The following is an 18,731-nucleotide window of genomic DNA, read 5'->3' as shown; positions in this document are numbered from 1 at the left end:
AAAAAACGGAGCAAAATGCTCCGTTTTTTATTTCCGTTATGAATCAGAATATTTACATCAGACTATCACTGCGTTTTCCTGACCGATAAACCGCACAATCGCTTCCAGCAAATCATCTTCGCGATAAGGTTTACCGAAATACTCATTCACACCCAGCTCTTTCGCGTAGTTACGGTGTTTATCCGCAGTACGCGATGTAATCATGATAATAGGAATATGCGAAGTACGGTTGTCACTGCGCACGTTACGTGTGAGGTCGAAACCGTCCATACGCGGCATTTCAATATCAACCAGCATCACATCCGGCGTTACCGACTGCAATTGCTCCAGCGCATCAATACCATCTTTTGCCAGAATGACCTGATAACCTTCGCGGGTCAGCAGACGTTGTGTCACACGGCGTACGGTCAGCGAATCGTCCACCACCATTACTGTATGCTGCTTACGCAAGCCCTGAACAGGTTCTGTAGCAGCTGTCTGCACTGACTCTGCCTGCTCCAGATTCGCAACCGCACCCTGCACTGCTTCTGCTTCATGGTGCGGCAAACGCGCATGCTGCAACTGTTCAAAACGTCCCGCCAGCGGCACCGGATTCAGAATCAGAATAATTTCACCGGAACCCAGCACCGTTGCACCGGCAATGCCAGCCATACGTGCCAGCTGAGGGCCGATGTTTTTCACGACAACCTCGCGGTTACCGAGAATTTCATCCACGTGCAGCGCAACACGGTCTGTACCGCTCTTCAGGATCAGCACCGGAGTGTATTGGAGTGACATCGGTACAGCCTGATGATCGGCCAGCAGCGTGGAGAGGAAATACATGCCCACTCGCTGCCCCTGCCACATCACAGCGCCATCGTTATAGGCATTGGCCAGCGCATTGGCTTTCAAATGCTGTACCTGCTCCACCAGAACAGAAGGAACCGCAAAAGTTTTACCACCTGCACTCAGCAACACTACCTGCGTAACTGCCAGCGTCAGTGGCAAGCGAATAGTGAATTCAGCACCCTGCCCGGCAGATGTCGTGACTTCCACACGTCCGCCCAGCGAGGATGCCTCTGAACGGACGACGTCCATACCGACACCGCGTCCGGCCAGCTCTGTTACTTCCGATGCGGTTGTGAAACCCGGTTCAAAAATCAAAGCCGCCGTTTCTGCTTCGCCCGGTTGTTCGTCGCTGCCGATCAGACCTGACTGGCGAGCCTTATTCAGAATCGAAGGAAGGTTCAGTCCGCGACCATCGTCTTTAAAGCGGATAACAACCTCATTACCTTCCTGACGAATTTCAATCAGCAATTCGCCGGTTTCATTTTTTCCGGCCTGACGACGCTCTTCGCGACTTTCTATGCCATGCACAATGGCATTACGCAGCAAATGTTCAAATGGTCCGACCATTTTCTCCAGAACGCCGCGGTCCATTTCAACGCCGGCACCACGGATATCCAGATTCACCCGCTTGTCGAGCTCTTTGGCTGTCTGACGGGTCACGCGATACAAACGTTCCGACGCACTGGCGAACGGAATCATGCGCACCCGCATCAGATCCTGTTGTAATTCACGTGTCAGGCGTGCCTGAGTCAGCAGATCGCTGGATGCGCCATCAATCGTGCGGTTCAAGTTCTGCTGAACCGTCGCCACGTCGCTCACGCTTTCCGCCATCATACGGGTCAGTTCCTGCAGGCGCGTAAAGCGATCGAACTCCAGCGGGTCGAAGTCACGATCACCGGCATGCGACATTTGTGCCGTGATCTGACTTTCAGCCTGAATTTCCACTTCACGCAACTGATCACGCAAACGTGCAACGTTACCGGTCAGCTCAGACAAAGATGCCCGCAGTGTGGAAATTTCATTTTCCAGACGTGAACGCGAAATCGACACTTCACCAGCCTGGTTAACCAGACGGTCAAGTACGTCTGCACGCACACGGACCAGCGGAACCGGTCCTGCAGGTTGTACCGGCGCACTCAATGGCGCAGCCGCAGGCATTGCCCGGACTTGCGCACCTGCATTGACAGGAATGACCGGATTCAGGCTGACCAGTTCAGATGTTTTAGTCTCTGCAACAGGTGCATCTGTCCCAGCGATCAGTTCTTCCTGGAAGCGATCGAGCTCTTGTGCAGCAGTCAGCACTTCCGCAACCTCAGGTGCGACATATGCCTGCGGATTCTGCAGTTGATCAAACATCTGCATACTCAGATCATGACGGGCCAGCAAGTCATCCAGCAAAGGCTGACGCACTGCACCGCCGGTATTCGCCATACTTTCGATACGGCTTTCCATATCGTGGATATGCTGACCCAGTGTCATAGCACCGGCCATACGGGCACTACCTTTGATCGTATGCATCAGACGGGCAATCGACTGCGGAATACCACTGTCAGCCGGATGCTCCTGCCAGCTGCGCAGCAACTCTCCGACCATCGGCAGTAAATCCTGCCCTTCTTCAAGGAAGACCGGCAGTAAATCCTGATCAATCTCGTCGTTCAGCTTTGTGACTGTTGCCTGCGAAGCTTCAGGCGCAACAATGGCACTCAGAACTTCTTCTGCGACAGGCACTTCTGTTGCCGCAATATCACCGGATACCAGATCAGTTTCCGGTAAATCCGCGTCATCCTGAGCCAGATGCGCCAGATCTTCGAGATTCAGACGCTCGTTAGTGGACGTTATAAACTCTTCATCAGCACCTGCATCTGAACGCGCGATAATGCCCTGCAGCAAGTGTTCCAGCGCCTGGATTTGTTCCGGCGCTGCTTCCGGCAATTCTGATGTCGCAAATTTCTGCAACATGCGTTTTGCGGTATCCAGCGCTTCATCGAGTACGTCAAACTCGTTCGAATGCAGCATGACCGGATGACGCTGCAGCCGTTGCAGCACCAGTTCCATACTGTGTGCGAGTTCTTGCAATTGACGCAAACCTACTGTCGCAGAACTGCCTGCTAAAGAATGGCTTGCATGGATCGCATGTGTGGAGACAACACGTTCCGGCTCGTGACGCCATTCAGACAAATCCTGGGTCAGGAAACGCACAATTTCATCTGTTTCCGCCATATAGATGCCGTACAGCGGCAAGCTGATTTCCAGTCCGCCAATCCGTTTGACATTATCGTCCAGCACCGGTGCCGGCTTATTCACTTCCGGGAACTCAATAATTTGCGCAGTTTCCGCCAGCGCTTCATCCGAAGCGACGGATGCCGAACCGAGGTCTTCAACAATGGTATCCGGCGCAGCAAACTCCGCGTGGTCATCGCCCTGGTCATCCGCAACAGTCAGATCAGACTCGGTTTCTGTCACTGGTTCGCTGCTGACAACCGTAGCGACTTCAGAATCAGGGGACAATGCATCTTGTAACGGAGCAGCGACTTCTTCCGATGCAAATTCAGCTACAACCAGTTCTGGCGACTGATCGTCATCAGAAACGGAAACAGTCTCTGCTGTAACGGCATCAATCACATGTTCGTCATCGGAAACAATTTCCGGTAAAGCTTCTGCCTGTATTAGCAGATCTGGTTCTTCAGACAGCTCAGGTAATGCAAACTCTTCTGATAAAGCCTCATCTTCAACTGCTTCAGCATGTGCGACTTGTTCAGACAATAGTTCTGGTGTCAGATGCTCATCGACAACAGATACCTGATCTGCTGCAGCCTCGACAAACTGTACCGGTTCTGCAGCTGTGTCATCAGTGAGTACCGATAACTCTTCTGCAGCGTCCGTCAGACCTTCTGTTGCATCGATAACCGGCAAAAGTTCAATAACTGTTTCCGGTAATATCTCAGTAGTGTCCCGATGCTCTGCGGAGACTTCAGACCCGTCATGGGCAGGCGTATATATGTTGTCTGCCGCAGGAACAGAATCATTGTCCGATACCTGCTGTGCTACAGACTCTTCGATTTGCATTTCCGGCAGCGTCGAGTCTGTCAGTGAATCAGATACTTCTTCTGCGACTAGTTCAACGTCAACATTCAGCGCGCTTTCTGGCAGTACCTGATCACGAATTTCATCATCGGCAGATTCATCCATGCCAGAGACAGAAATATCTGCAGGCAATTCCGCAATTTCCTCCTGAGACTCAAAAGACGTTTCTTCCTGTGCATCAGCCAACACAGTGTTCTCAGTTTGCTCTGCAACATCACTAACAACTGACTCTGCATCTGTTGAAGGGACAGTCAATTCATCGTCAGCAACAGGCGCTGGATCAACAAATGATTCCGAATGTCCCAGGATTGCATCCGGTTCAGCAGGAGCAGCAACAACCTCTATCTGAGCAGACGGTGCAGCTTCGGCAATCAGTTCAACAGATGTTTCACCAGCCTTGAGTTTCTGCGCTGCAGTCACGATAGCCTGACCATTCCGGAACGAGCTACCGGAACTACGCAGCTCAGCTACCCACAATGTCATCTCAGCTGTGACATGATCGAGCAACTTGTACAGTGCTTCAGTTCCGTGGCGCGATTCAGACAGCCACAAATTCATGACCTGCTCGATGCTCCATGCAGTTTCACCAAAGACATTCAGACCAACCATGCGGCTGCTGCCTTTGAGTGTGTGGAAGGAGCGACGCAGACTCGTCAGGTATTCCTGATTATCCGTATCCTGACGGGATAACGGTAAGGTATCGCTCACAAACTGCAGGACTTCCTCCGCTTCCATGAGGAAAATTTCCAGCAATTCAGCATCAACCGCGTCATCTGTCTCCGGCATTAAAGAAGGTGCCAGAGCTGTAACCTGAGGAGCAACCGGTTGCGACACCAGTTGCGATACTTCTGTAGCGTCGGTTTGTGCCAGTGCAGCCATTGCCGCTTTCGCGCGCTCTCCGGCTTCTGCGTCATCCAGCAAAGTTGCAACAGAACGTTCAGCTTCCAGCGAATGCTTGAGCTGCTCACGAATCTCAGCATCATCCGGACTCTCTGCCAGCGAAGCTGCAAGGCGAACGCTCTCCTGCTGCTGGCGCGTGAGCTCCTCTTCCGCAGTCAGAACAGCTTCCTGCGGATACACTTCCTGCATTACAAGCTGATCTGTGTTCGGTAGCAACTCTTTCTGATTACCGGTTTCCAGCAAATGTGAACGGAACAGACCTGTATCTTCATCAAACGTAAACTTTTTCTTCGCTGTTTCCGGCTGACTTTGAATCGTTTCGATGAAAAAGCTGAGTGCGCCAATATTTTGAGCAACATTCTGATGTAATGTGTTTTGCTCGGCTTCACTAGAAGAAATCAGTGCCTCACCAAACCGACCGACAAGTTCCCGCGTATGCTCAACAGCACGCATTGCATCGTCCTGATCAAGAATAGCGAGTGCTCCACCGATTTGATGTAATACGCTGTCAACTGGCTTCAGCAAGTCCGTCTGTGTGTGATCACGGAAATACTCGTCGAGATTCTTCTCAATCTGTCGCAGACTGGTTTGCATCTCGGTTACCAGTACATGCATAGTCTGACGCTGTTGGGCTTCGCGGGAAATTTCCCCCATCCATGCAGCCTGCGATGTCAGCTCATCACCGGAGACCGCAGACAATAAACGAGAAGTAATTTCTTCTGCACGATCCTGAAAATGCGCAGGCAATCGGGTAATCTGATCCAGCGCATTCTCAACAAACAATAAGCTGGTCGCGAGCTCGAGACCGAATTTACTGCCTTCATCAGAATGCGCAACATGTCGCGCAATCCCACTGAGCTCACGTAATAGCTTGGATAACGCAGGAGTGCTCAGCGACTCGCCGGTTTCAGCCAGGTCCTTCATTTTCTGGGAGAACTTCTCCGCGAGCCCCTGCTCGCCGTTCGCAATTCTCCCCCAGAGATTCTTAACTGCAGTTAGTTGCTCTTTGGCTGCAGACAATGCACCGGCTGCGACTCTTCCATAATTTTTCTTGTCGTAATCCGCCGGTACCGCATTTTCAAGGGCGTAAGCCTGGCGAATGCTCGCAACCAGTGGCGTCGGTTGCTTTACCTGCGCAATAAAAAATAATGCATCGCGCAGCAAACGCTCCGGAATCGCCGTGCCACCATCTACCAGACGGCGTATCTGAAGATTGATACGACCGAGAATTTGCTTAACGTATTGTTCGTTCTGGATACGAGCAGATTCAACAGCCTCGGTGAACGCACGCATAACTACCCAGAAAGCCTTCGCCTGCGGGGTACTTTGTACCTGATCAATTTCTGCAATCAGGTCACGCATTTGCAAGACCGCTTTCAGTTGTGCCTCTGCATCTTTACTGGTCAGTACAGTCAGCAGTAATTTTTCAAAACGCTGGCGTAAGCCAGTGTATGACGGCGCAGAACCACGATAGCTGAGCGTCAGCTCTGGTATTTTTTCCTGAACGACCAGCGCAGGAAAAAACAGGTCTGCTGGATGAATACGCTCAGCGCCCTTCAGCTCTAAAACAGTACGATAATAAGGAAATAAACGAACAGGCTGATGGGGCGCACCGGATAACAAGTCTTCCAGATAACGCAGTACGGCGTGAAAAGCATCCTGTACACCAGTAACTACATCATCGCTGATATTCAATTGTCCGTTCTGCAATCGTTCCAGAACGTCTTCAATTGATTCTGTCAGAAGCGCTACGCCGTCAATATCGACAATTTGCAGTGCACCATGCGCCTGATGCAGAAAGTTTTTTGCATGCAACAACGAGGTAGCACGACTTTCTTCATCTTGTTTCAGCGCCTCAGATAATTTTTTCCCGGCCTGATTAATCGCTTCCCTGATATCGGCGATAACCCAGGACAGAGGTCCGGTATCAAACTGCTCCTGCGGAAAATCCGCCGGACTGGATACGTCGTATGTCATGCATACCCCACAAATGCTGGCCGCGACAGAGCCAGCTCTGTCGCGAGGTAGAAAGATTTGATCATACTTACCGCATCAGCGGTATCAGGCAATTTTGAACCGGGATACCGAGTTTTTCAGTTCTTCCGCGAGCATCGCCAGTTGCTTAATCGAGTCGGCTGTTTGCTGTGTACCGGTACGGGTATTCTCGGTAATTTCAAGAATGTGCTGAATATTTTGTGCAACACCATTCGCGGAAGTCGCCTGCTGCTCCGTAGCCAGAGAAATACCTTGAATCAGTTCAGCGAGACGGTTAGAAACGCTACGAATTTCAGCCAGCGCTGTACCTGCCGCATCGGACAGTTTTGCACCTTCAACAACACCCTGTGTCGATTTTTCCATCGCAGCAACTGCATCATGGGTATCGGTCTGAATCGTACGAACCAGCGCACCAATCTGTTTTGTCGCCTCAGCAGAACGTTCCGCCAGTCGCTGAACCTCCTCCGCAACTACAGAGAAACCACGGCCTGCTTCACCAGCAGACGCTGCCTGAATCGCAGCATTCAGCGCCAGTACGTTTGTTTGTTCAGTAATATCAGAAATCAGTTCGGTAATTTCACCAATTTCCTGTGAAGATTCACCAAGTCGTTTAATACGTTTAGATGTTTCCTGAATTTGTTCGCGAATCTCATTCATACCTTTGATCGCGTTTTCCACCGCATGAGCGCCCTGCTCCGCCGCCGCAACCGACTGACGCGCAACTTCAGCAGACTCATTTGCAGAACGGGATACATCGGTAATTTCAGCCGCCATTGCAAGAACAGCCTGCCCCGCATCCGTAATTTCGCGTGATTGCTGTTCAGACGCATTCATCAGATCAACAGAAACACTCTGCGCAGAGTCAGATGCCGCTGTAACTTCTTCCGCTGTTTTGGTAACACGGCCTACCAGTCCGCGCAACTCTTCCACCGTATAGTTAACCGAGTCAGCAATCGCGCCGGTAATATCTTCGGAAACGGTTGCCTGAATCGTCAAGTCACCGTCCGCAACTTCCTGCAGCTCATTCATGAGGCGCAAAATCGCAGCCTGATTTTGGTCGTTCGCGTGCTTAGCTTCTTCTTCCTGTTTCTGCGCCTGCAGCATTTGTGCAGCAGCTTCCATTCGACGTTCGTTTGCCTCTTTTGCGCGATTACGGCTATCCTGCAACAGCACGAGTGCTATACCAACCGCAGATCCCAGCGCAGCAAGCGCAGAAACCATCAGCATCACGAAACTCAGACTGATCGAGTCCTGTTCGTCGGTGTAAGTTTTTTGCAATTTAGTCAGCTTGGTTTTCAGACTTTCATTTTCATTAAAAATCAGCTGTTCGGACTGCTTCGTCGCGATAAAGTTTTGCAAATTACTGAGAATCGAGCTAACGCCTATCTGATACTCTTCAAAGACTTTTTTCAGCTCCTGCAATTTCTCACGCGTATCAGCATCTTTAGTCGGATTCAAACGTAAAATTTCACTACCGTTCAGAAAGCCTTCAACCAGATCGTGGAAAGTATTCGAATCTTTACCCAGCAAGAAAGCTGTCTCAGGATTCACACCCTCTGAAGTCAGAAATTCATTGGCACTTCGTCCCAGACGCTGCGTCAGCATCACCAGCTGTCCAGACGCAGAAATTTCACGCGCCGAACCACCACCCTGCACTTTAAGTGTAGAAATCTGTTCCGTCAGCTCAAGCAAGGTCGGTGACAATGCATTCAGCTTCTGTTGTGTCTGACCGAAACCAGTCAGTTCTTTACGATGCTTCAGAATGGTTTCCGCAGCTTTATTAGATGCCTGCCAGGCTTTTACAGTATCTTCAAGCACCGGCGTCAGCTTGGAATTTGCGCTACTTACGCTACGCCCCTGATACGAACCGCCTTCCAGCAGAATTTTCAAATCATTATTAACTTCTTTACGACTATCTTCGAGCTGCTTAAACGCTTCCGGATTACCCTGAATCGCGTTCGGTGCCGCTTTACCGATACGCTGAGAATGCATCAGCACATCACCCGCGATCTGCACCTGGGTCGACATCAGAGCCGACTGACTCGCGTTCAGAACGACAAAACCTGCACCTGCGAGCAACGAAATGCCCATGGCAACAGACAACATCCGCAACTGACGCTGCAACGGTAAATGACCGATGAACGGAAGACGAATATCCCCGCCTTTTTCCAGTGCATCGCCGATGAAAGTTGCGTCAGCATGCTGCTCTGCTGCAGGAGCTGATTTAGCGACATCCGAACCTGCGTCTGCCGTCACAATACGCACATTGGCAGCTTCTTCAATCTCTGCCGTGCCGGCATTCAAAGGTGACCTTGCCTCAGCCTCTGTTCCGTCAACTTCCGGATCTTCTTTTCCCTTGGACAAGAACGGTAGATTAAATGCCATTACTAAGTCTCCTAAACGATTGAAAAGCCTGCGGTTACGTTAGCAATCCGCATTACAACGCAATATGTAAAAAATCCTGATCACGAACAAGAGTCGCAAGACTCAGTTCTGACCAAATGTGACCTTCCTGGTCTGCAAACTGACGTGGCAACCACTCGCGGGCAACAACCTGCTCGCTCAGCAACGTCATGTCATTCAGATTTCTCAAGCCGAATACTTGAGAAACAAGAAGCCCGGCGTTAAACATCAGCGCCGGTGCAAATGCGACAATACGACAGGATGGATTGACCTCCGTCAGATCTCCACCCAGAAAGCGGGATAAATCTACAACACTTGTCAGATTACCCCGGATATTCGACAAACCCTTATACCAGTCACGCGTCAACGGAACGGAAGATAAAGTACCTACGCTGACAATTTCACCCGCCTCACGTAAGTCGAGCAAATAGCGATTGCCTCCGATCATGACGCCCAGCTGGCTTAACTGAACAAAGCCGCCACGCTGAGCAGCCTGCATACGCTCCACCAGCTGCGCCTGAAACTCACGCAAACGGGTGTGCTTACGCCCATCTGAAGCACGCACAACCCGATCGGCCGGGTTGGTTTCATTCACAATCTCTGTCATAACAGGATCCGGGGTCAGAATTTACAGTCAATCGCGCATCAGCCGAGCGCGGCAATTTTCGCCAGTAATTCCTGCGGGTCGATAGGCTTAACCAAATAGTCTCTGGCTCCCTGACGCAATCCCCAAATCCGGTCCGTCTCCTGATTCTTACTAGTGCAAATAATGACTGGAATATCCTGCGTATCAGGGTCTTTAGCGATTGCGCGTGTAATCTGAAAGCCATTCTGACCTGGCATAACCACGTCCATCAGAATCAGCTGAGGCTTATCAGCTTTAATTTTCAACAGTGCCTCTTCTCCGTTTTCAGCAGTGGAAACTGAAAAGCCGTTTTTAACAAGCACATCTGTCAGAAAATAACGTTCGGTAGGAGAATCATCAACCACCAGAATTTTTTGAATAGCCATCTTAACAATACCTCATAAAAGCTGATTATTTGTCCTGCCCGGCTGTCGTGTAGTGACGTACAGTTTTCAACAAACTGTCTTTCGTAAATGGTTTGGTCAGATATTCATCTGAACCGACCATTGCGCCACGCGCACGGTCAAACAAACCATCTTTCGATGAAAGCATGATGACCGGTGTCTCGCGGAACCGGGCGCTTTTTTTAATCAGAGCACAAGTCTGATACCCATCCAGCCGGGGCATCAGAATATCGCAGAAAATCAGATCCGGATGCGAGTCATTAATTTTCGCCAGTGCATCGAAGCCGTCCTCGGCCAGAACAATCTGATAGCCAGCCTGCCCCAGAAAAATCTCGGCTGACCGACGAATTGTGCTGCTATCGTCGATTACCATGATTCTGACATTTTCATTACCAGTCACTGTTGACATAAACTAATCTCTTCCCGACAAATCCAGACAAGACATTTTCCTGCGGAAAACTGTAACAGAGATCCCGTTACATAATCCTCTTATTTTCCCCGAATAAACATTCAACACAAGGAAAATCAGACGAATTGCGGACAATTTGCGGTTAAATCACAACCATTTCAAAATCATCCTTACGTGCACCGCACTCCGGACACGTCCAGTTAAGCGGCACATCCTCCCATCGCGTCCCGGGTGCAATACCGTCCTCTGGCATTCCCTGCTCCTCATCGTAGACCCAGCCACAAATCAGACACATCCAGGTTTTCCACTCTGCACCATTCATATTTTCACTCACGACTTAAACCCTTCAATCAAGTAGAATATTGCGTTGCTACAAACTTGAAACAGTGACGCGCAATTATTATGTGCTTGCTGTCTCATTGAGCCGACTATATTAATCTACGAAACGTGCAAAACCAAATTTCCCCACTTATCGTCAGTTTTGGTGCCACGGACCCGGTCGGTGCACAAGGCCTATTCGCAGATCAAGCCTCTTTTGCTGCAATGGGCTGCCATGGCTTGCCAGTTGTAACTGCAATTCTGACGGGAGACACTGCACAGACCGACAGTCTTTATCCGATTGATGCTGATCTAGTCGACGATCAGGCCAGAACGGTTCTCGAAGACATGCAGGTTGCAGCCATCAAAGTAGGGCTGGTCGGCAGCGTGGAAAATGTTACTGTGATTGCTGAGATCGCTGCCGACTATCCTGACCAGCCACTTGTGCTGGATCCAGTGCATACGGAACTGGATGAGCAAACTCCGGATGCTGAAGATCTCCTGACGGCAATTCAGGAACTACTCCTGCCTCAGGCGAGTCTGCTGGTCATCTCAGCAGTGGAGCTCGCACGCATGTCAGCATCAGGAGATGAAGCTCAGATTTCTGAGGACCTCTCTGCCAGCGTCATGTCAGTCATCGACAGCGGATGTGAGCATGTACTGGTAACAGGCACCACATCTGAAGCAGGCGAAATTGAAAATCAGCTATTCGGCCCGTCCGGACTGATGAAGAAGTACGTATGGCCCCGCATTCCGGGTACACATTGCGGCGCCGGCAGCACACTCTCTGCGGCGATTGCAGCACTGCTCGCTAATGGCATGGAGATGGCGGACGCTGTTCTTGAAGCGCAAGAATACACCCATGCCACACTCAGGCACTCACAGCAACTTGGTATGGGGAAACGCGTCCCGGATCGTTTTTTCTGGGCAAAAGAATCCGCCGAACCAGCCAAAGACCAACCATTTCAATCTGAATCAACTCCCAGTTATGACCAGTAAAAACGACATTCTGTTTGAACGTGCGCAACGTTCAACACCAGGCGGTGTTAATTCTCCTGTCCGCGCATTCCGTTCAGTTGGCGGAACGCCGCGCTTTATTACCCGCGCTGAAGGCCCGTATTTTTGGGATGCGGATGATACCCGTTATATTGACTACATCGGCTCCTGGGGGCCGGCAATTGTCGGGCACGCGCACCCGGAAGTCATTCACGCGGTTCAGCAGGCAGCAGCATCTGGACTCAGCTTTGGCGCTCCCACAGAAGCTGAAGTAATCATGGCGGAAGAGTTGTGCAGACTGGTCCCCGGGGTTGAGCAGGTAAGACTGGTTTCTTCAGGAACAGAAGCAACCATGAGCGCTCTGCGTCTCGCAAGAGGCGCAACAAAGCGCGACAAAATCATTAAATTTGAAGGCTGCTATCACGGACATGCCGACTCGCTTCTGGTGAAGGCTGGCAGCGGCTTATTAACTTTTGGCAACCCTACCTCCGCCGGTGTTCCGGAGGACTTTAGTAAGCATACCGTTGTCCTCGACTATAACAATAGTGCACAACTCGAAGAAGTATTTGCATCAATCGGTGATCAGATTGCGTGTGTTATTGTGGAGCCGGTCGCTGGCAATATGAACCTGATCCGTGCGACACAGGAATTCCTGCAAACCATGCGTGATTTATGTACGCGCCATGGCAGCATCCTGATTTTTGATGAGGTCATGTGCGGATTCAGGGTTGGTTTGCATGGCGCCCAGGCGCTGTACAACATTCAGGCTGATCTTGTTTGTATGGGTAAAATTATCGGAGGTGGTCTACCTGTCGCGGCATTCGGAGGACGTGCGGATATCATGGCGCACATGGCACCTGTTGGTGGCGTCTATCAGGCTGGCACATTATCCGGCAACCCGGTTGCTGTAGCAGCTGGACTGACAACTTTACGACTGATTCAGCAAGCCGGCTTCTATGAGACGCTGAGCGAACAAACATCCCGACTTGCATCCGGACTTGCTGTTGCAGGCCGTGCTGCGGGACACGCTGTCAGTGCAGACTCTGTTGGCGGCATGTTCGGAATTTATTTCAGCGAAGAAATTCCAGCCAGTTATGCGGCAATGATGGCCAGTGACAAAAATAAATTCAACCGCTTTTTCCACCTGATGCTGAACGAAGGTGTTTACCTTGCTCCGTCAGCATTTGAAGCTGGATTTGTATCGATTCAGCACACTGATTCTGTCATCGACGCTACGCTCCAGGCAGCAGCGGCTGCATTCTCAAAACTCTGATTAAACATCAGGACGTGCAATGCACGTCCTGTACCTGCTTAGTCATTGAAACGCCGGCTTATATTGCTGGCATCCTCACCTAACATCAGCCTTGTTCTTGGCACTTCCGTTTTCGCAATTACCCGGCCACGCCGGATAACATAGCGCCTGACCGGTTTGAGTCGCAAAGCCTCAACAGGATCACCTGCATCCAGCATAACTAAACTTCCTTCGCACCCCGGACGCAAGCCGAACTGGCTAAGTCCCATAATTTCAGCAGGGGCCGTCGTAACCGCTTCAAAACATGCACGCATGCCTTTTTGAGAAGTGAGTTGGGCAACATGTAACCCCATACTGGCCACCTCCAGCATGTCCCCGCTTCCCAGGCTGTACCACGGATCCATAACACAGTCGTGGCCGAAGGCAACCGGAATCTGATATTCAAGCAGTTCAGGAACACGCGTCATACCACGCCGTTTCGGATACGAGTCATGACGCCCCTGCAAAGTAATATTAATCAGTGGATTCGCAATCGCTGCAACACCAGATTCCTTCATTAAGGGCAGCAGCTTACTTACATAGTAATTATCCATTGAATGCATAGAAGTCAGATGCGATCCCGCTACTTTGCCCTGCAATCCGTAATGAATAGTTTGCTCGCACAAAGATTCGATGTGGCGCGACATGGGATCATCAGACTCATCGCAATGCATGTCCACCATCAATCCACGCTCTGCTGCCAGTCGACATAAAACCTGAACTGATTGCGCCCCTGCAGACATTGTTCGCTCAAAATGCGGAATTCCTCCGATCACATCCACGCCCATATCAAGTGCGCGGATCAGCTGCGCATGGGCTCCGCTACTACGCAGCAAACCGTCCTGAGGGAATGCGACCAGCTGTATGTCGATAAATTCCTTCATCCGGTCACGGACTTCAAGTAGAGCTTCCACCGCAAGTAAACGCGGATCGCAAATATCAACGTGACTGCGGATCGCCAGCAAACCTTGCGAAATCGCCCATTCACAGTATTTCAGAGCACGTGAAATCAGTGCCTCTTTGGTTAACAGTGGCTTTAACTCTCCCCATAAAGCAATGCCCTCCAGCAAGGTTCCGGATTCATTTACTCTTGGCAAGCCATAACTCAATACTGCATCCATGTGAAAATGCGCATCAACGAACGGGGAACAAACCAGATCTCCCGCCGCATCAATTTGCGGTATACCATCTGCATAAATCGCCGGACCGATCGCCGAAATATTTCCATTCCTGATCAGAATATCGATTCCACGCTGACCATCAGGTAAACTTGCATTCTTGATCAAGAGATCGTGCATAGCGCATCCTTGTAATAAAAAGAGAGATAAAAATTCTAACCGCAGTCCCGTAACTGCATCATAATCTCGCCCGGAAAGGCAGGAATCATACATGGCAACGATGAAACAGGTGGCTGAAAAAGCCGGCGTCTCAACTACAACCGTCTCACACGTGATTAACAACACTCGCGTGGTTAGTGAAGACGCGCGTGAAAGAGTATTGTCGGTCATTCAGGAATTACGCTATATCCCCAGTGCCGTTGCCCGCAGCCTGAAGAATGATCGTACACATACGATTGGAATGATGATTCCGAATAACTCTAACCCGTATTTCGCAGAATTAATTCAGGGCATTGAAGACGCTTCGTTCGAGCTCGGATACAACATTATTTTATGCAATTCCTACGATGATCCTAAAAAACAGGCTGCGTACATCCGGGTTTTAATGGAAAAGCGTATTGACGGTCTGATTCTGGTTTCTTCCGGCTCAGATGAGGATTTGAGCATGCTGCTCGCCAATGAAGTCATCCCGAAAGTACTCGTTGACCGGGAAGTAACGGGTGTTGCAGCGGATCTGATTGAGGCTGACCATGTGCAAGGCGCATATGAAGCAACGCGTTACCTGATCAGCCTTGGGCACAAGCGTATCGCCTGCGTTGCTGGTCCGGATACATTATTACCCAGCGGCGGACGTGTTGCCGGTTACCAGCGGGCGCTGAAAGAAGCGGGCATCACCGTTTGCGACGACCTCATTGTGCACAGCGACTTTACCAGCGAAGGTGGATTTAATGCTTTTCAAAAACTTTTAGCATTGAACCCAAAACCAACCGCCATTTTTGCAAGCAATGATCTGATGGCGATTGGCGGAATTTGCGCAGCAAATCAGGCTGGCGTCAAAATTCCTCAGGATCTTTCTGTCATTGGTTACGACGATATCGCACTGGCAAGTTTCAGCACGCCGCCGCTGACAACAATTGCGCAGCCCAAATATCAGATTGGACAACTGACCGCGAAGACTCTGGTGGAGAGAATTGGCAATCCTGATTCCGAAGTAAGGCGTAAGATGCTGACGCCTGAGCTGGTCATCAGACAATCAACATCACACCCAGCCGAAAGCAATTAAACGCTCAGGCTGCTTTTTATAATCCTGACAGCAGCATATTGAGAGCGTTCAGCAAAAGCAGCAGCAGCATCGGTGAGAAATCAATCCCGCCAATTGCGGGCACAACACGGCGAATTGGTGAAAGTAATGGCTCATTCAGTGCGCGCACAAATGGGGTCAGCGGCGCATGTGGATTGACCCAGCTGAAAATAACTTCAAGAATCAGCAGCATGAACAGACTGTACAGCACCCACTGTGCCGTCTGAATTATTGCGTACACCAGCAATTGCGCTGGTGCGATCATCAATAAACTCCAACGTGTAACCGACACGGCCATTAACGCGACCAGTAAAACAGCAATCACACTCGCCCAGTCATATCCCCTGTAACCGGGAACGATGCGGCGTATCGGATGCACAATCCAGTCCGTCAACTGAAAAATTGCCTGCGCGAGCTGTGCTGGCGGTCTGATTCTTTGTACTTGCATCCAAAAGCGTAAAAACAGGAAGCCGGCAAATACGCCTGCGATACTGCTGACGATCAATGACAAAATATTGTGTATCACAATTCATCTTCCTTAAAAAAATACCCACGGTGCACAAAGGTACACAGTGGGTATTTTGCCTGATTCAGATCAGGCATCCAAGCGCAATACTAATCAGGCTGGACGGTTAGCGCTGGTTGGGAAAGGCCAGGCCGCCACAGCATTTGCTGCTGGTTTAGCCGCTTTCTTTGCTGGCGCTTTTTTCACAGCAGGCTTAGCCGCTGCCTTAACAACTTTTGCTGTTGCTTTAGCTGGCTTCGCTACTGCTTTAGTTGCTTTTGCAGCTGGTTTCGCTGCGACCTTAGTAGCTTTTACAGCTGATTTTGCAGCAGACTTTACAGCTTTTGCAGCTGGTTTAGCCACTGCTTTGGTCGCTTTTGCCGCAGGCTTGGCAGCAGCTTTAGTAGCCTTGGCCACTGGCTTCACAGCCGCTTTTTTTGCAACAACAGCTTTAGCAGCAGGTTTCGCTGCAACTTTTTTCGTTGCTGCTTTTACTTCTGCTTTTTTTACCGTTGCTTTTACTGCTTTAGCCGCCGGTTTTGCAACTGCTTTTTTCGCAGCTGGCTTCGCCTCTGCTTTTTTTACAGTTGCTTTAACGGCTTTTGCTGCAGGCTTAGCAGCTGCTTTTTTCGCAGTCGCTTTCACTTCCGCTTTCTTTGCTACTGGTTTAGTTGCAACTGATTTCGTTGCTTTTGCTGCCGGTTTAGTCGCAACTTTCTTGGCGGCGACTTTTGTTTCCGCTTTTTTCGCGGTCGCTTTCACTGCAGTCGTTTTTGCTTTTGTCACTGCCTTCTCAGCAGCTTTTTTTGCCGGCGCTTTTGCTGCTGCTTTTGCAGCAGGTTTAGCCACTGGTTTTGCCGCTTTCTTTGCAGCAGGTTTTTCAGCAACTTTCTTCACTGCAGTTTTTTTCTCAGCAGTTTTGACAGTCGCTTTTTTTGCAGTCGTTTTTTTAGCTGGTGCTTTTTTGCCGGATGGTTCTGGTTTGTTATCGCCATCCTTGCCTGGTTGAGGTGCTGTTGCCATTTTGTTTCTCCTTCAAAGAGATGGAAAAATTCCGATAAAAAATTAAATCCGCTCCCGTTTCATCCAAGCGGATTATTCATAGGCACAAACTTCAGAAAATTTGCACTAATGAATAGGGCACCGGCTGAACTGCTGCACTCCCTCAAGATGCAGCACTTCAGCCATCTGACGATGGCACGGGCTACCACCAGTCAAAAAAAACGCCCGCTGTGGAGCTGGCGTGAATTCACAACGTCCGCAAACCACGACCAAAAGCCGCGTTACCTGAGAATATCAGGTACAGCGGCAGCGACAGTACAAAGCAATTGCGGTTGTAACTGTTCATTCGGTCTGGTGAGCCCACTCTGGTTACTGCTCACATGTATGAATCAGATGACGGTCTGCTGAAAATCAATCCCAGCTGAGAGCTCCGCCTGTCTGATACTCAATTACACGCGTTTCAAAAAAGTTGCGCTCTTTTTTCAGATCGATCATTTCGCTCATCCAAGGGAAAGGATTTTCTTCCTGAGGGAATAAAGCGTCCAGGCCAATCTGCTGTGCACGACGGTTAGCGATGAAGCGCAAATATCCTTTAAACATCGGCGCATTCAAACCTAGCACTCCACGCGGCATTGTATCCTCTGCGTAACGATATTCCAACTCTACCGCGCGCGAAAACAACGATTTAATTTCTTCGCGGAACGCTGGCGTCCATAATTGCGGGTTTTCCATCTTAATCGTATTAATCAGATCGATGCCAAAATTGCAGTGCATTGATTCATCGCGCAGAATATACTGGTATTGCTCAGCCGCACCAGTCATTTTGTTCTGACGTCCCAGAGCAAGAATCTGAGTGAAGCCGACATAGAAGAACAAACCTTCCATCAGACACGCAAATACAATCAGCGAACGCAATAATGTCTGATCTGCCTCCAGCGTACCAGTGCGGAAAGTCGGATCTGTCAGCACATCAATGAACGGAATCAGGAACTGATCTTTGTCGCGAATCGACGGAATCTCATTATAGGCATTGAAGATTTCTCCTTCGTCCAGCCCGAGTGATTCAACAATATACTGATATGCGTGCGTATGAATCGCCTCTTCAAAAGCCTGACGTAACAGATACTGGCGGCACTCCGGTGCGGTAATATGACGGTAAGTACCCAGCACAATATTATTCGCTGCCAGCGAATCTGCTGTCACAAAAAAGCCCAGATTACGTTTAATGACGCGGCGCTCATCTTCTGTCAGCCCGTTCGGGCTCTTCCACAACTCAATATCGCGCTGCATATTGATTTCCTGTGGCATCCAGTGATTAGCGCAACCTGCCAGATATTTATCCCAGGCCCATTTGTATTTAAATGGTACTAACTGATTCACATCTGTCTTCGCATTAATAATTCGCTTGTCAGCGGCGTTCACACGCTGACTGGTATCCACATTTGATCCGGCAATTGCAGAATCCACCGTTTGCAGCACGGGCGCTTTCTCAGCGGCAACCGGTGCTTCGTCATCCCAATTCAACATTTCACAATTCCTTACATTCTTAAGAT

General features: G+C 50.0%; 13 protein-coding genes. 4 read left to right on the top strand and 9 right to left on the bottom strand.

Annotated elements, in window-relative coordinates:
• Positions 1-57: 57 nt before the first annotated feature.
• The 6 genes from IE092_RS12810 to IE092_RS12785 form a co-directional block, all read right to left on the bottom strand.
• Positions 58-6,789 carry an Hpt domain-containing protein gene (locus IE092_RS12810; protein ID WP_189357587.1) on the bottom strand — a complete coding sequence of 2,244 codons (6,732 nt, stop codon included), beginning with the start codon at positions 6,787-6,789 and terminating at the stop codon, positions 58-60.
• Positions 6,790-6,873: 84 nt separating this feature from the next.
• Positions 6,874-9,192: a methyl-accepting chemotaxis protein gene (locus tag IE092_RS12805; RefSeq protein ID WP_189357586.1), complete on the bottom strand. Its 2,319-nt coding sequence runs from the start codon at positions 9,190-9,192 to the stop codon at positions 6,874-6,876.
• A 52-nt stretch (positions 9,193-9,244) separates the two neighbouring features.
• Entirely contained in the window at positions 9,245-9,817 is a 573-nt protein-coding gene (locus IE092_RS12800; RefSeq protein WP_189357585.1) for a chemotaxis protein CheW, read from the bottom strand.
• 38 nt (positions 9,818-9,855) lie between these two features.
• Positions 9,856-10,221, bottom strand: coding sequence for a response regulator transcription factor (locus IE092_RS12795; RefSeq protein ID WP_189357584.1), 366 nt, complete (start codon positions 10,219-10,221; stop codon positions 9,856-9,858).
• Between the two features lie 25 nt (positions 10,222-10,246).
• Positions 10,247-10,648, bottom strand: coding sequence for a response regulator (locus IE092_RS12790; RefSeq protein ID WP_189357583.1), 402 nt, complete (start codon positions 10,646-10,648; stop codon positions 10,247-10,249).
• Positions 10,649-10,790: 142 nt separating this feature from the next.
• Positions 10,791-10,970, bottom strand: a complete 180-nt coding sequence (locus IE092_RS12785) for a rubredoxin (RefSeq protein ID WP_189357709.1) — start codon at positions 10,968-10,970, stop codon at positions 10,791-10,793.
• A gap of 125 nt (positions 10,971-11,095) precedes the next feature.
• Between IE092_RS12785 and thiD the strand changes: the two genes are divergently transcribed.
• Both thiD and hemL read left to right on the top strand, forming a co-directional pair.
• On the top strand, positions 11,096-11,965 hold the full coding sequence (thiD, locus tag IE092_RS12780; RefSeq protein WP_189357582.1) for a bifunctional hydroxymethylpyrimidine kinase/phosphomethylpyrimidine kinase: 870 nt from the start codon (positions 11,096-11,098) through the stop codon (positions 11,963-11,965).
• On the top strand, positions 11,955-13,235 hold the full coding sequence (hemL, locus tag IE092_RS12775) for a glutamate-1-semialdehyde 2,1-aminomutase (protein ID WP_189357581.1): 1,281 nt from the start codon (positions 11,955-11,957) through the stop codon (positions 13,233-13,235). Before thiD ends, hemL begins: the two co-directional genes overlap by 11 nt.
• A gap of 38 nt (positions 13,236-13,273) precedes the next feature.
• Here hemL and IE092_RS12770 read toward each other — a convergent pair whose 3' ends face one another.
• Entirely contained in the window at positions 13,274-14,551 is a 1,278-nt protein-coding gene (locus IE092_RS12770; RefSeq protein ID WP_189357580.1) for an amidohydrolase family protein, read from the bottom strand.
• A 91-nt stretch (positions 14,552-14,642) separates the two neighbouring features.
• Between IE092_RS12770 and IE092_RS12765 the strand changes: the two genes are divergently transcribed.
• Positions 14,643-15,653, top strand: a complete 1,011-nt coding sequence (locus IE092_RS12765; protein ID WP_189357579.1) for a LacI family DNA-binding transcriptional regulator — start codon at positions 14,643-14,645, stop codon at positions 15,651-15,653.
• Positions 15,654-15,669: 16 nt separating this feature from the next.
• Here the strand turns inward: IE092_RS12765 and IE092_RS12760 are convergent, their stop codons facing one another.
• Entirely contained in the window at positions 15,670-16,197 is a 528-nt protein-coding gene (locus IE092_RS12760; protein WP_189357578.1) for a YggT family protein, read from the bottom strand.
• Between the two features lie 46 nt (positions 16,198-16,243).
• Here IE092_RS12760 and IE092_RS12755 point away from each other — a divergent pair, with 46 nt between their 5' ends.
• Positions 16,244-17,185, top strand: a complete 942-nt coding sequence (locus IE092_RS12755; protein WP_189357577.1) for a hypothetical protein — start codon at positions 16,244-16,246, stop codon at positions 17,183-17,185.
• Positions 17,186-17,589: 404 nt separating this feature from the next.
• Here the strand turns inward: IE092_RS12755 and IE092_RS12750 are convergent, their stop codons facing one another.
• The gene (locus IE092_RS12750) at positions 17,590-18,705 is read right to left on the bottom strand and encodes a ribonucleotide-diphosphate reductase subunit beta (RefSeq protein WP_189357576.1); all 1,116 of its coding nucleotides are present in this window, start codon (positions 18,703-18,705) and stop codon (positions 17,590-17,592) included.
• Between the last annotated feature and the right edge of the window lie 26 nt (positions 18,706-18,731).

The sequence above is a fragment of the Cognatundibacterium squillarum genome (genome assembly GCF_014652435.1).
GTDB classification, from domain to species: Bacteria; Pseudomonadota; Gammaproteobacteria; order Burkholderiales; family Burkholderiaceae_D; genus Undibacterium; species Undibacterium squillarum.
Note: the sequence above shows the minus strand (reverse complement) of the source record. Positions and strands in the feature narration are given on the sequence as shown.

Bases quoted from the DNA above. Each gene is read 5' to 3' on its own strand.
- IE092_RS12770 (WP_189357580.1), bottom strand. From the start codon at position 14,551: ATGCACGATCTCTTGATCAAGAATGCAAGTTTACCTGATGGTCAGCGT.
- IE092_RS12795 (WP_189357584.1), bottom strand. From the start codon at position 10,221: ATGGCTATTCAAAAAATTCTGGTGGTTGATGATTCTCCTACCGAACGT.
- IE092_RS12800 (WP_189357585.1), bottom strand. From the start codon at position 9,817: ATGACAGAGATTGTGAATGAAACCAACCCGGCCGATCGGGTTGTGCGT.
- IE092_RS12785 (WP_189357709.1), bottom strand. From the start codon at position 10,970: ATGAATGGTGCAGAGTGGAAAACCTGGATGTGTCTGATTTGTGGCTGG.
- IE092_RS12750 (WP_189357576.1), bottom strand. From the start codon at position 18,705: ATGTTGAATTGGGATGACGAAGCACCGGTTGCCGCTGAGAAAGCGCCC.
- IE092_RS12790 (WP_189357583.1), bottom strand. From the start codon at position 10,648: ATGTCAACAGTGACTGGTAATGAAAATGTCAGAATCATGGTAATCGAC.
- IE092_RS12810 (WP_189357587.1), bottom strand. From the start codon at position 6,789: ATGACATACGACGTATCCAGTCCGGCGGATTTTCCGCAGGAGCAGTTT.
- IE092_RS12805 (WP_189357586.1), bottom strand. From the start codon at position 9,192: ATGGCATTTAATCTACCGTTCTTGTCCAAGGGAAAAGAAGATCCGGAA.
- IE092_RS12765 (WP_189357579.1), top strand. From the start codon at position 14,643: ATGGCAACGATGAAACAGGTGGCTGAAAAAGCCGGCGTCTCAACTACA.
- hemL (WP_189357581.1), top strand. From the start codon at position 11,955: ATGACCAGTAAAAACGACATTCTGTTTGAACGTGCGCAACGTTCAACA.